General features: G+C 73.4%; 10 protein-coding genes and 1 pseudogene. 9 read left to right on the top strand and 2 right to left on the bottom strand.

Going from position 1 to position 13253, the window contains the following annotated elements; genetic code table 11:
- Positions 1-61: 61 nt before the first annotated feature.
- The 3 genes from AC6EXY_RS18420 (at position 62) to AC6EXY_RS18430 (ending at position 3583) form a co-directional block, all read left to right on the top strand.
- Positions 62-667, top strand: coding sequence for a TetR/AcrR family transcriptional regulator (locus AC6EXY_RS18420; protein ID WP_243408056.1), 606 nt, complete (start codon positions 62-64; stop codon positions 665-667).
- 110 nt (positions 668-777) lie between these two features.
- A complete protein-coding gene (locus tag AC6EXY_RS18425; RefSeq protein WP_165818641.1) occupies positions 778-1320 on the top strand; it encodes a 2'-5' RNA ligase family protein in 543 nt (180 codons plus the stop codon).
- A 208-nt stretch (positions 1321-1528) separates the two neighbouring features.
- Positions 1529-3583 carry an APC family permease gene (locus tag AC6EXY_RS18430; protein ID WP_499817590.1) on the top strand — a complete coding sequence of 685 codons (2055 nt, stop codon included), beginning with the start codon at positions 1529-1531 and terminating at the stop codon, positions 3581-3583.
- On the opposite strand, the gene AC6EXY_RS18435 is transcribed toward AC6EXY_RS18430, so the two are convergent.
- Together AC6EXY_RS18435 and AC6EXY_RS18440 are read right to left on the bottom strand one after the other, a co-directional pair.
- Positions 3567-4514 carry a methionyl-tRNA formyltransferase gene (locus tag AC6EXY_RS18435; RefSeq protein WP_101835246.1) on the bottom strand — a complete coding sequence of 316 codons (948 nt, stop codon included), beginning with the start codon at positions 4512-4514 and terminating at the stop codon, positions 3567-3569. The two genes, AC6EXY_RS18430 and AC6EXY_RS18435, sit on opposite strands and share 17 nt — an antisense overlap.
- A gap of 75 nt (positions 4515-4589) precedes the next feature.
- The gene (locus AC6EXY_RS18440) at positions 4590-6002 is read right to left on the bottom strand and encodes a lysine N(6)-hydroxylase/L-ornithine N(5)-oxygenase family protein (RefSeq protein ID WP_499817589.1); all 1413 of its coding nucleotides are present in this window, start codon (positions 6000-6002) and stop codon (positions 4590-4592) included.
- Between the two features lie 329 nt (positions 6003-6331).
- On the opposite strand from AC6EXY_RS18440, the gene AC6EXY_RS18445 reads away from it, so the two are divergent.
- The 6 genes and pseudogenes from AC6EXY_RS18445 (at position 6332) to AC6EXY_RS18470 (ending at position 13161) form a co-directional block, all read left to right on the top strand.
- Positions 6332-7474 (top strand): FecCD family ABC transporter permease, encoded by a 1143-nt coding sequence (locus tag AC6EXY_RS18445; protein WP_499817588.1) that lies wholly within the window; start codon positions 6332-6334, stop codon positions 7472-7474.
- A gap of 11 nt (positions 7475-7485) precedes the next feature.
- Positions 7486-8547: a FecCD family ABC transporter permease gene (locus AC6EXY_RS18450; RefSeq protein WP_101835258.1), complete on the top strand. Its 1062-nt coding sequence runs from the start codon at positions 7486-7488 to the stop codon at positions 8545-8547.
- 121 nt (positions 8548-8668) lie between these two features.
- The gene (locus AC6EXY_RS18455) at positions 8669-9643 is read left to right on the top strand and encodes an ABC transporter ATP-binding protein (RefSeq protein WP_499817587.1); all 975 of its coding nucleotides are present in this window, start codon (positions 8669-8671) and stop codon (positions 9641-9643) included.
- A gap of 127 nt (positions 9644-9770) precedes the next feature.
- Positions 9771-11480 carry an ABC transporter ATP-binding protein gene (locus AC6EXY_RS18460; RefSeq protein WP_101835240.1) on the top strand — a complete coding sequence of 570 codons (1710 nt, stop codon included), beginning with the start codon at positions 9771-9773 and terminating at the stop codon, positions 11478-11480.
- A gap of 82 nt (positions 11481-11562) precedes the next feature.
- Positions 11563-12354, top strand: a pseudogene (locus AC6EXY_RS18465) (ABC transporter transmembrane domain-containing protein); the annotation flags it as partial.
- Positions 12355-12372: 18 nt separating this feature from the next.
- Positions 12373-13161, top strand: coding sequence for an ATP-binding cassette domain-containing protein (locus AC6EXY_RS18470; RefSeq protein ID WP_423748163.1), 789 nt, complete (start codon positions 12373-12375; stop codon positions 13159-13161).
- Positions 13162-13253: the final 92 nt, after the last annotated feature.

Raw genomic sequence — 13253 nt, forward strand, 5'->3', positions numbered from 1 at the left:
CATTGTGTTTGACGGTAGTCGATCCTCCGTCGAAAGTAAAATGATCGCTATACTTGGAGGTGTGACCAATATCGAGCCGATCCACCGGGGTGGGCGTGGCGCGCGGGACCGCATCCTGCGGGCTGCGGCGGAACTGTTCGCGCGAGACGGCATTCACGCCACCGGCATCGCCCGGCTGACCGACGTGGCGCACGTGTCCACCCGCACCCTGTACCAGCACTTCCCCAGCAAGGATGCGATCGTCGCCGCCTATCTGCGGCGCTTCATCACCGAGACCCCGGTGCCCGCCGTGGCACAGTTGGCGCGCGATGATCTCGATCCGCGGGCGCGACTGCTCGCGCTGTTCCTCGAACCCGCGCCTCCCCCGGACGGGGTCGTGCGCGGTTGCCCGTTCCACAACGCCGCCGTCGAGACCGCGGGAACCATGCCCGAGGTGGCGGAACTGGTCGAGCAGCACAAACGAACGTTCACCCACCGCCTGGCCGAGGTCGCGGCCGAAGCGGGCGCCCGCGACCCGGAAACCCTTGCGCGGCAACTGGCCCTGCTGTTCGAAGGAGCCCGCGCGCTCTCGACCTCACTCAACGACACCCGGCCCGTCCAGGACGCCCACGAACTCGCGAAGACCCTGATCGACCAGGCCATCACGCCATCCCAGCGGCCCGGGTAGAGGGCAGGGGTCGCCGGGGTCGTCGCAGCGACAGCGCCGGCCGCCGCGCACGTCGGTGGAGCGCGGCGATACTGGGCTTTCGTGGCCCTGTACGAGGGAAAGGTGGTGCTGTGCCGACGCGAGGGCAGACGGCGGTGGTGGTTCCGGTACCGGTCGCCGATCGGTTGCTGCAGGAGGTGGCGAGTAGTCATTCGCAGGCGGTTCGGCAGGGTGTCGCCGCCCATGTGTCGCTGCTGTACCCGTTCCTCGACGCGTCCGTGGTGGACGACGAGGTGCTGGGGTGGCTGCGGGAGTTCGCCGCGCGGACGCGGCCGATCGCGGTGGAGTTTCTCGACGTGGTGCCCGCGCCGGGATTCGTCCACCTGCCGGTGCCGGCGCTGCGGCCGCTGGTCGCCGGGCTCCGGGCGCGGTGGCCGCAGGTGGTGCCCTACGGCGGCAGGTTCGGCGCCGACCCGGCTCCGCATGTCACGCTCGCGATGGGCCTGGCGGCCGACGATGGCGCCGCGGTCGCGGCGCGGGTGCGCCGGTTCCTACCTCTCACTAGTTCGGCCGACCACGTGTGGATCGTGGCCTACGACGAGGGGTGGAGCCTGGTCGAGACATTTCCGCTCAGGGGGGCGGATGGTGAACCGGAATCGCCGGGCAGGCAATGAGGTGATCGGCGCGGCGTGCGACACGGGCGAGATCGGTGTGAGCGTCGCCGGAGGGATCGCGGGGCGGCGTTAGCATCCTGTTAGAGAATCCGGCACCGCGAGCGTCGTCGCGGTTGACTCCCACCGACGTGTTCCGATCGAACCGGGAGTCCGATGCGCGACCTCATTCCGCCTTCGTCCTGGGCGTCCCGGTCCGTGGGAGGCGACGGTGGCCACTGACCTCGTCCGGCGGCTGCTCGTCGGGCGGCCGATGCGCAGCGAGCGGCTCGCCGAGACGGAACTGCCGAAATGGCTCGCGCTGCCCGTGTTCTGCAGCGACCCGCTGTCCTCCGTGGCGTACGCGACGGAGTCGATTCTCGTCGCGCTCGCCGTCGGCGGACTCGCCCTGTACCACGTCGCCCCGTACATCGCGGCGGCCGTCGCGCTGACCCTGCTGATCGTCGTGGCGTCCTACCGGCAGACGGTGCACGCCTATCCGAACGGCGGCGGAGCGTATGTCGTCGCGTCCGAGAACCTCGGCGCCACCGCGGGGCTCGCCGCGGCCAGCGCCCTTCTCGTCGACTACGTGCTCACCGTCGCCGTGTCCGTCGCCGCCGGCGTCGGGAACATCATCTCCGCGGCGCCCAGCCTCGCCGGCCACGCACTGCCGATCTCGCTCGGGTTCGTCGCCCTGCTGATGCTGATGAACCTGCGCGGGATGCGCGAATCGGGGCGTATCTTCGCGATCCCGACCTACGGGTTCGTCGTCGGCATCTACCTGATGTTCGCCTGGGCGCTCTACCGGGGGATCGCCGGCGAGCCGATGCGTGCCGAGACCGCCGACTACCAGCTGCGCGCGACAAGCTCCACCACGGGCCTGCTTGCCGTGGTACTCATCCTGCGGGCGTTCGCGAACGGGTGCACGGCGCTGACCGGAGTCGAGGCGATCAGCAACGGCGTGCCCGCCTTCCGCCGGCCGAAGAGCCGCAACGCGGCCGCCACCCTGGCGGGGATGGCGCTGCTCGCGGTCAGCATGTTCGTCGGCATCACGATCCTCGGACTGGTCAGCCATGTGCACATGGCCGAGAACCGCGCGGACTACCTGGGGCTGCCGGCGGGCGCCGCCGTGCCGACGGCGATCTCCCAGATCAGCGCCGCCGTGTTCGGCCGGACCTTCCTCTTCTACTGGAACACGGTGTTCACCGCCGGCATCCTCGTCCTCGCCGCGAACACCGCGTTCAACGGCTTCCCGGCGCTCGCCTCGATCCTCGCCCGCGACCGCTACCTGCCGCGCCAGCTGTACAACCGGGGTGACAGGCTGGTCTTCAGCAACGGGATCGTGCTGCTCGCGGCGGCGGCCGGGCTGCTGCTCGCCGTCTTTGACGCGAACACGCAGTCACTGATCCACCTGTACATCATCGGCGTGTTCGTCTCGTTCACCCTCAGCCAGGCCGGCATGGTCCGCCACTGGCAGCGTGAGCTGGCCCAGAACGGCGACCGTGCTGGTGCTGGTGCTGGTGCTGGTGCTGGTGTGGCGGGTGCGGGCGATGGCGGCTTGGCCGGTGCCGGTGCCGGTGCCGGTGCCGGTGGCGAGGCCGTGGACGCGGCGGGGCGGCGGCGCCTCCGGCGCGCGCAGGCGATCAACGCGGTCGGGGTGGGCGTGACGGCGCTCGTCCTGGTGATCGTGCTGCTGAGCAAGTTCCTCGAAGGTGCCTGGATCGTGGTGGTGGCGATGCCGGTGCTGTTCGGGCTGATGCGGGGCATCCGCGGCCACTACGACCGGCTCGCCGCGTCGCTGCGGGTGCCGGACCAGGTCCGGCTGACCCGCCCGAGCCGCAACCACGTGATCGTCCTGGTGTCGCGGCTGCACCTGCCGACCGTCCGAGCACTGTCCTACGCCCGCGCGCTGAACCCGACCGACCTTGAGGCGGTGACGGTCGCCGTGTCCCGGGAGGAGGCACAGGCGCTGTGCGACGAGTGGGAACGCCACGTCCTCGACGTCCCGCTGCGCATCCTCGACTCGCCGTTCCGCGAGATCACCCGCCCGGTGCTCGACCACGTCCGCTCGCTGCGCCGCGCCGGCCCCCGCGACGTGGTCACCGTCGTCATCCCGGAATATGTGGTCAATCGCTGGTGGCAGCAGATCCTGCACAACCAGAGCGCCCTGCGGATCAAGGCCCGGTTGCTGTTCCAGCCCGGCGTCGTCGTCATCAGCGTGCCCTGGCGCATCGACCTGCCGCCGCCGGACGCGCCGAGGGCGGGCTCGCTCAGGGCTGGCGGGTGAGATAGCCGCCCATCGTGGTGAAGTAGTCGAGGGCGGGCAGCTCGGTGCCGTCGTCGAGGCGGACGCGGGTGATGGCCAGGCCGTGGTTGCGCCCGCGACGGGCATCCGCGCCGGCGACGATCACCACACCGTCGCCCTCACGGTAGAAGATCCGGCCCGGCGTCCCGCCGTAGCGGCCCTCTGAGACGCGGGCCGCCACGACGCGCACCCGCTCGCCGCGCCGGTAGGTGTAGGCGTTGGGGTACGGATCGGACTGGGCCCGTACGAGCCGGTCGAGCTCCTCGGCGGACCAGGTCCAGTCGATCAGGCTGTCCTCGGCGGCGCGCTTGTGGAAGAAACTGGCCTTCGAACGGTCCTGCGGCGTCCAGTCGGTGCGGCCGGACGCGATCAGGGCGAGGCCGTCCACGGTGATCGGCCCGAACAGCTCCAGCGTGCGATGGAACAGGTCGGTCGCGGTGTCGCGCGGGCCGACCGCGACGCGGCGCTGCAGGACGATGTCGCCCGCGTCCAGGGTGGCGTCCATCATGTGCGCGGTCACGCCGACCTCCTTCTCCCCGTTGATCAGGGCCCAGATCAACGGGGAGAAGCCCGCGTAGGCCGGCAGCAGCGAGTCGTGGACGTTCAGGGTGCCGTACCGGGGCAGCTCGAAGATCCGCGGCGGGATCCAGGTGCGCCAGTTCGTCGCCACGATGACGTCCGGGTCGGCCGCCTTGAGCAGCGTCATGAGGTCCTCGTCGTCGGGCTGGGCGCGCAGGGCGACCTCCACGCCGTGTGCGGTGGCGAGGTCGGCCACCGAGTCGGACCAGATCCGCTCGTAGGCATGCTCGCTCGGCGGATGGGTGACGACCAGCGTGACCTCGTGTTCCGAGTCGAGGAGTGCCCGCAGGGTGCGATGTCCCCAGGTCTGGTAGCCGAACATGACGACACGCACGTCGCTGCTCCTTGGGTGTGCTGTGGGTGGGCGCCGGACCCAGGGCCCCGGGTCCCGGCCGGGGTGCGGGCGCGGTCAGCGTGAGGCGAGCGCGTCCAGCTCGCCGTCGAGTCCGCCGTCGAGGTCGGCCTCGAGGTCGTGGTCGGTGGCCGGGGCCGGGTCGCCGCCGCCCGCGGCCGCGGTGGCCGCGCGCCGTTCGGTGACCGAGCGGACCAGTTCGCCGGCGCGCACCGCGACGTTGGACAGCAGCGTCGAGGAGATGCCGTGCGAGTGCTCGGTGGCGCCGAGCACGTAGACACCGGCCTGGGCGGGCGTCTCGGTGGCCAGCCGGTAGTCGCGGCCGAGCAGGGGCCGGCCGGTCTCGTCGCGGCGGCAGTGCCCGGCCATCGTGCCGAGGACCGTGCGGGTGTCCCGGGAGCGGTAGCCGGTGGCGTACACGATGACGTCCGCCTCGATGCTCTCCCGCTGGCCCGTCGGGAGGAACTCGACGTCGGCGACGATGCCGTCGTCCAGACGGCGCAGGTCGGTGAGACGGGAGGCGCGCAGCAGGCGCAGCCGTTCCCGGCCGTGCACCTTCTCCTGGTAGACCCGCCGGTACAGCTCGTCGATGAGGTCGATGTCGACCACCGAGTAGTTCGTGCTGCGGTGATAGGTGCTGAGCATCTCCTTCACCGCGGGTGGGGAGTCGTAGAAGTCGTCGACCGCGGACGGGTCGAAGATCTGGTTCGCGAAGGCGCTGTTGTCCGCCGGGCTGTAGCCGTAGCGAGCGAAGACGGCGACGACCTGGGCCGCCGGGTACCGGGTGTGCAGGAACTCGGTGACCTCGGCCGCGCTCTGCCCGGCGCCGACCACCACGAACCGGTCCCGCACCGCCGGCGGCAGGTTCGCCACCCGGTGGAGCAGGTCGTGGTTGTGCCACACCCGCTCGGACAGGTCGATGCCGGGGGGCAGGTTCGGTTCCAGCCCGGCGGCGATGACGACGTTGCGGGCGCGGCGTACGACCGTCTCCCCGGTGTCACCGCGGACGGCGACCACGTCGATCAGCGCGATCTCCCCGTCGACGAGCACCGGTCGCAGGTCGACCACCCGCAGGTCGTAGTCGACGACGTCGTCGAGGCGGCCCGCGGCCCATTCCAGGTAGTCGTGGAACTCCTGGCGCAGCGGGAACATCGTCTTGTGGTTGATGAAGTCGACGAGCCTGCCCTGCCGGTGCAGGAAGGTGAGAAAACTGAAGTCGCTGGCCGGATCGCGCAGGGTCACCAGGTCCTTGAGGTAGGAGACCTGCATGGTGGCCCCCTCGAGGAGCATCCCGCGATGCCAGCCGAAGCGGCACTGCCGCTCCAGGAAGGACACGCGCAGCGCCGCGTCGGGGGAGACCTTCTCGTTGTGTTCCTTCGCGGCGATCGCCACCGCCAGATTCGACGGACCGAATCCCACTCCGACGATATCCAGAATGCCGATGTCCGCGGACGCCGGACGTCTTGCCACTGCCGAATCCTCCGGTGCCTGGGCGCGCCGACTCTTCCGTGGGTAACGGTAAGTATACGCTCCGACTAATTAGGGAAACCTAACTTAAGGCATCTTCGGGGGTCGGCTCCCGGCCTGTCAAGCTCCGGCCGGCCGGATGTGCTGGTCGCCGTATGTGTCGCCGTGCCCGGAATGGTTTCGCGGATCTGCCGCCCGGGGCTCGCCGGTGGCGGTCGGATGGTGACGCAGGGCTACCTCTGGACGAGGGGCGTGTCGACTCTGTAGCTTCCCTGGTTGGCAGGTTAACCTACCTTTAGCCAACTGGCTGGCAAAGGATTGCGAGGTATGCGGTGCGTGCTGTCGCGCAGGGTCGGCCGGCCGAGCCGATCCCGGCCGGCGCCGCGACCGCGCCGCATCCCGCGCCGCATCCCGGGCCACATCCCCCGCCACATGCCGCGCGACTGCCGCCCGGCTCGGTGGCCGTCGGCGTGCCGGCCGCCGCGCGTGGGCGGGCCCTCGGCCTGCTGGCCGCGCTGGTCGTGCTGGCCGGGACCTGCCTGCTCAGCCTGTGGGTGGGGGCGAATCACCTGCCGTTCGGCGAGGTGTGGCACGTCCTGTGGCACAACGACGGTTCGCAGGCCGCACTGGTCGTGCACGACCTGCGCATCCCCCGCACCCTGCTGGGGCTCACGGTCGGCGCCGCGCTCGGCGTGGCCGGCGCGCTGGCCCAGGCGCTCACCCGCAACGTCCTGGCCGAACCGGGTCTGCTCGGCGTCAACTGGGGGGCCTCGGCCGCCGTCGTCGCCGGCATTTCGATCTTCGGCGTGACCAGCCCGGCCGGGTACGTGTGGTTCGCGTTCGCCGGCGCGGGCGTGGCCGCCGTCGTGGTCTTCCTGCTGGGCACCGCCGGGCGGGGCGCGGCGACGCCGGCCGGTCTGGTGGTCGCCGGCGCGGCGGCGAGCGCGGTGCTGGGCGCGTTCGTCAACGCCGTGCTGCTGCTCGACGTGCGCACCTTCGACCGTTTCCGGTTCTGGGACGTCGGCTCGCTCACCGTCACGGGCACCGGTGCGCTGCGGGCGACCGGCCCGTTCGTCCTCGCCGGCCTCGTGCTGGCGCTCGCCCTCGTCCGCCCGCTGAACGCCCTGGCCCTGGGTGACGAGTCGGCCCGCGGTCTCGGTGTCCGGCTGAACCAGGCCCGGCTCGCCGGCGCGCTCGCGATCATCCTGCTGAGCGGGGCGGCGACGGCGGCCGCCGGGCCGATCATGTTCGTCGGCCTCGCCGTGCCGCACGTCGCGCGGGCGCTCGTCGGCCCGGACCACCGCTGGGTCCTGCCGTACTCGGCGGTGCTCGCCGCGATCCTGCTGATCGGCTCCGACCTGCTCGGGCGGGTGGTCATCGCACCGGGCGAGCTCCAGGTGGGGATCGTCACCGGCATCGTCGGTGCCCCGGTCTTCGTCGTGTTGTGCCGCCGTACCCGGCTGGCCCGGCCGTGACGGCGCCCACGGTGACGCGACCGGGACCGGACCCGCACGGCGTCCGCTACCGGGTGCGGCGCTTCGGCGGGGACACCGTGTCGCTGCGGATCTTCCCGCGGGCGATCGCGATCAGCGCCGGACTCGCCGTGCTCGCGATCGTCGCCGGCGTCGTCACCCTCACCACGGGCGACTACGAGGTCCCGGTCCCGGACGTGCTGCGCGCGCTGGTCGGGCACGCCGACGGCGGCACCGACTTCGTCGTCAACTCCCTGCGCCTGCCGCGGCTGCTCACGGCGCTGCTGGTCGGCGCCGGTCTGGCGCTGAGCGGGGCGATCTTCCAGAGCGTGTCGAACAACGTGCTCGGCAGTCCGGACATCCTCGGGTTCACCACCGGCTCGGCCACCGGGGCGATCATCGTCCTGCTGGTGCTGCGCGGGGACGCGACGCAGGCGTCGCTCGGCGCGGTCGCCGGCGGGGTGCTCACCGGCGCGCTGGTGTACGGGCTGGCCAACCGGGGCGGGGTGGCGCCAACCCGGCTGGTCCTCGTCGGCATCGCGGTGGCCGCCCTGCTCGCGTCGGTGAACTCGTTCCTGATCACCCGCGCCGACCTCGCCGACGCGGTCGCCGCGCAGGTGTGGCTGCTCGGCAGCCTGAACAGCCGCGGCTGGGAGCAGGTCCGCCCGCTCGCCGCCGCGCTCGCTGTCCTGGTGCCGCTCGCCCTGGCGCAGCGCCGGCGGCTCGCCTACCTGGAGATGGGCACCGACACCGCGCGGACGCTCGGCGTGGACGTCCGCCGCAGCCGGATCCTGCTGATCGCCGTGGGGGCGGCGCTGGCCGCGGTGGCGACCGCCGCCGCCGGGCCGATCGGCTTCGTCGCACTCACCGCGCCGCCGCTGGCCCGCTGGCTCACCGCCGCGGCGTCGCCGCCGCTGGTGACCACGGCGTGCGCGGGGGCCGCGCTGGTCGTGGTCAGCGACCTGGCGGCCCAGCGGCTGTTCGCGCCGACCCAGCTGCCCGTCGGGGTGGCGACCAGCGCGGTCGGCGGCGTGTACCTCGCCGTCCTGCTGCTGCGGCAGCGGGGGCGGGCGTGACGGCGCGGGGCGGCGGCCCGGCGCGGGCTCCGGCACGAGCCCGAGCGCGAGCACGGGCACGGGCACGGGCCTGCGAGCCGGCGCCAGGCGCAGGATGCGGACGACGACGGGAGACCGGCCGATGACGCGGCTGAGCGCGCACGACCTCACGCTGGCCTACGACAAGCGGGTGGTCGCCCGCGAGCTGGCGATCGAGATACCCGACGGCGCCTTCACGGTGATCGTCGGGCCGAACGCCTGCGGCAAGTCGACGCTGCTGCGCGCCCTGGTCCGCCTGCTGCGGCCGAAGGCCGGCACCGTGCACCTCGACGGTGAACTGATCTCGTCCTACCCGACGAAGGAGGTCGCCCGCCGGCTCGGCCTGCTCGCCCAGTCGGCGACGGCGCCGGCCGGCATCACCGTGGCCGACCTCGTCGCCCGCGGCCGCTACCCGCACCAGCGGCTGCTGCGCCAGTGGTCGCGCGAGGACGAGCGGGTGGTCGGCGAGGTGATGGCGCGCACCGGGGTCGCCGAGCTCGCCGACCGCGCCGTCGACGAGCTGTCCGGCGGGCAGCGCCAGCGGGTCTGGCTCGCGATGGTGCTCGCCCAGCGCACGCCGATCCTGCTGCTCGACGAGCCGACGACGTTCCTCGACATCGCCCACCAGGTCGAGGTGCTCGACCTGTGCGAGCAGTTGCTGACGGACGCCGGGCACACGCTGGTCGCGGTGCTGCACGACCTCAACCAGGCCAGCCGGTACGCCACCCACCTGGTGGCGATGCGCGCGGGGCGGATCGTCGCCCAGGGCCCGCCGGCCGAGATCGTCACCGCGGAGCTCGTCGAGGAGGTCTTCGGCCTGGCCTGCCGGGTGATCACCGACCCCGAGTCGGGGACCCCGCTGGTGATCCCGCTGCGCTCCCGGCCGGCGACACCCGCACCGGCCATGCCGGCCGCGCCCGTCGACTCCGCGAGCGCCGTCGACTCCGCGAGCGCCGTCGACTCCGCGAGCGCCGTCGACTCCGCCAGCGCCGTCGACTCCGCCAGCGCCGCCAGCGCCGCCAGCGCCGCCTGCGCGCAGCCCGCGACCGTGACCGCAGTCGCGGTCGCGGGAGGTTGACGGCACCCCGGAGCCTTAAGTTAGTTTTACCTAAATTTCGGGACGGTAAGGTCGCCCGTCAGCCGCCGGCCGCGCGGGCCGTGCGGCCGGCCGGCGGCGCGGGCTCGATCCGGTGGGATGGTGCTGGTTGAAGGGCTCGTCGGGTAACCGGCTGCTGCGGTCGGGGCTGCGCGCGCAGCGGGGGAACCTCACCCTCGGCGGGCTGGCCACGGTCCTCCAGCAGGGCGCGATGCTCGCCCTGCCCTGGTGCGTGCAGCGGGCGCTCGACCGCGGCATCACCGCCCGCTCGGTGGACGGCACGCTTACCTGGGCCGTCCCGACGGTCCTCGTCGCGGTGGTCTTCGCGGTCGGCGGCTGGGGCGGCATGCTGTGGTCCGGCCGGGCCGCGGCCCGTGTCGCCCACGCGCTGCGCGCCGCCCTGGTGGAGCGGGTCGCCGCCTTCGACCGCCCGGCGCTCGCCCGCTACGGCCACGGCGACCTGGCGATGCGGGCCACCCGCGACGTCGACCTGGTCCGGCTGTGGGTGCAGAGCCTGTCGATCTGGGTCCGGATCGTGGTCACCATCGCGGTGGTGCTGCCCGCCTTCGCCCTGCTCGACCCGCTGCTGCTGGTCGTCGCGGTGCTCGCGATCCCCCTGGTGGCGCTCGCCAACGCGTACTTCCCCGGCCGGTTCGACAGGGCCAGCACCCGGCTGTCCGCGTCGTTCGGTGCCCGCGCCGACGCGGTCGAGGACCTGCTGTCGGCCAGCGCCGCCGTGCGCGGCATCGGCGGCGAGGAGGAGCTGGTGCGCCGCCATCACGAGCGCAGCGTCGAGCTCACCGAGCACACGATGGCGGCCGCGCGGATCTCGGCGGCGTGGACGGCCGTCCCGCCGGCGATGCCGCGCCTGGCGATCGCCGCCGGGCTCGCCATCGGCGGCACCGCCGCCCTGCGCGGCGACCTCACCATCGGCGGCCTGGTCGCCTTCACCTCGTGGATGACCACCCTGACGCTCGCCGTCACGATCGCCGTCGACCTGCTGTCCCAACGCGGCCAGGCCCGCGTCGCCGCCGAGCGGATCGCCGAGGTCCTCGACACCCCGGTCACCGACGACGACCCGGCCGACGCGCAGAGCCCGCCCGCGGGCGCCGCGCTGGCGGCCAGCGGCGTCACCGCCGTACGGGAGGGCCGCCGGGTGCTCGGCCCGGTCGACCTGCACGTCGCCCCCGGCGAGTTCGTCGCCGTCACCGGGCCGACCGGCAGTGGCAAGACGACCCTCGCCCGGCTGCTGTGCCGGCTGGAGGATCCGGCCACCGGCACCGTCAGCCTCGGCGGGGTGGACCTGCGCCGCGTCACTCGGCTGGAGCTCGCCACCCGTGTCGGCCTGGTGCCGCAGCGGCCGCTGATCCTCGCCGGTACCGTCGCCGACAACCTGCGGGTCGGGCGCGAGGCCGACGCCGCGGCGCTGCGCGCGGCCTGCGAGGTCGCCGCCGTCGACGGCTTCGTCGACAGCCTGCCCGACGGCTACGACACCGAGCTCGGCGAGCGCGGTGCGAGCGTGTCCGGCGGGCAGGCCGGCCGGCTGGCGCTCGCCCGCGGCCTGCTTGGCCGGCCCGACGTGCTCATCCTCGACGACGTCACCGCCGCGGTGGACGCGGCGACCGAGGCGACCATCCTGCGCCGGCTGCGGGCCTGGGCGCCCGACGTCGCGCTGCTGGTCATCTCGCACCGCACCTCGGTGCTCGCCGCCGCCGACCGGATCATCCGGCTGGGCCCGGACGGCGTGCCGGTCGATCCGGACACGGCGGCCGCGACCGAGGACGACCTGAGCGTGGGGGCGGGTGGCGGCCGTGGCTGAGATCCGGATGCTGACCGCCGAACCGTCGACGGCGCGCGTCTTCCGCCGCTTCTGGCCGTCCCTGCGCCCGCACCGGGCGATCATGGCCGGTGCGCTGCTGGCGAGCGTGGCCAGCACCGCCGCGGTGGTGGCGATCGCGCCGGCGATCGGCTGGGGCGTCGACGCGGTGACCGACGGCGACCGCCGCCAGCTGTGGTGGGCGGTCATGCTGCTCGTCGCGCTGGTGCTGGCCCGGATGGTGCTGCTGCGCTGGTCGGAGGTGCTGCTCTCGGACGCCGGCGAGCGGACCATCCGTGCCCTGCGCGACCTGGTGGTCGAGCGGCTCGCCCGCGCCCCGCTGCGCTTCGTCGAGGCGCACCGCACCGGCGACCTGCTGCGCCGCTCGACCAGCGAGATCGCCGACCTGACGCTGTTCCTGCGCGACCAGCTGCCACAGCTGCTGAGCGTCGGGCTCACCGCCGTGCTGACGACGGCGATGCTGCTGGTGTACTCCCCGCTGCTGTCACTGCTGCTCATCGGGCTGTTCCTGCCCGCCGCGCTGGCGGTGCTGGCCTGGTTCAACCGGGCGGCGCCGGCGGCGTTCGGCCGGCAGGCGGCCGCGGACGCGACGATGACGGCGACCTTCACCGAGACGCTCACCGCGCACGAGGCCCTCGTCGCGCCCGGTCGACCCCAGGAATGGGTCCGCCGCTTCAGGGCCGACAACGACAGGCTGCTCGCCGCGAGCGACCGGGCGGTCGGCACGCAGAGCCGGCTGGAGCTGTTCGGGCTGATCGAGGGCGTGGCGACGGCGGCGCTGCTGATCCTGAGCGTCTGGCTGGTGCGCGACGGGCGGCTCGGCGTCGGCACGGTCGTCGTGTTCGTCGTCGCGACCCGCAACCTGTTCGAGAGCATGCTGGCGCTGTCCGGTCTCGCCGGCCAGGCTCAGCTCGCCCGGGTCGGCCTCGCCCGGCTCGTCGACCTGCTCGCCGCCCTGCCGCCGGCCGACCCCGACGCGCCGCAACGGTCGGGGTCCGAGCTGCCGGCGCGGGGCGACCTCGTCGCGCAGGGGCTGCGCTTCGCCTACGACGAGCGCGAGGACGTGGTGCGCGACGTGTCGGTCGCCTTCCCGGCCGGTGACCGGGCGGGCCTTGTCGGCGTCACCGGCTCGGGCAAGACGACGCTCGCGAAGCTGCTGGCCGGGCTGTACGAGCCGGACGCCGGCACCGTCCGCTACGGCGGGGTCGACCTGCGGGCCGTGCCGGCGCACCGGGTCCGGGAGCGGATCGTGCTCATCCCGCAGCAGGTGCATCTGATCACCGGCACCCTGGCCGACAACCTGGCGCTCACCCCGGGAGCGCCCGCCCGCGCGGCGATGGAGCGGGCGGTGGAACGGCTCGCGCTCGGCGACTGGGTGGCCCGGCTGCCGGGCGGGCTGGACGCGCCGCTCGGGGCGCGCGGGGAGAAGCTGTCCGCCGGCGAGCGGCAGATCGTCGGGCTGTTGCGGGCCGCCCTCGTCGACCCGCCGGTGCTGCTGCTCGACGAGGCGACGGCCGACCTCGACCCGGACGTGGCGGAGCGGCTGGAATCCGCCGTCGAGCGGTTGCGCGCCGGCCGGACGCTGATCGTCATCGCGCACCGCCCGGAGACCATCGCGCGGCTGCCCCGGACCGTCCGCATCGAAGCCGGTCGCCTGCGGTAACGGCGCCCGGCCGGCGGGCGGCGGGCGGCGGGTGGGAATTTTCGCCGGTCAGGGGTGGACGCGTGCGCTCACTTAGGTAAAGCTTACTTGAG

Source organism: Frankia sp. RB5 (assembly GCF_059816245.1).

Excerpts from the sequence above, each read along its gene's own strand:
- AC6EXY_RS18470 (WP_423748163.1), top strand. The coding sequence starts at position 12,373 with ATGCTGGCGCTGTCCGGTCTCGCCGGCCAGGCTCAGCTCGCCCGGGTC.
- AC6EXY_RS18455 (WP_499817587.1), top strand. The coding sequence starts at position 8,669 with ATGACGCGGCTGAGCGCGCACGACCTCACGCTGGCCTACGACAAGCGG.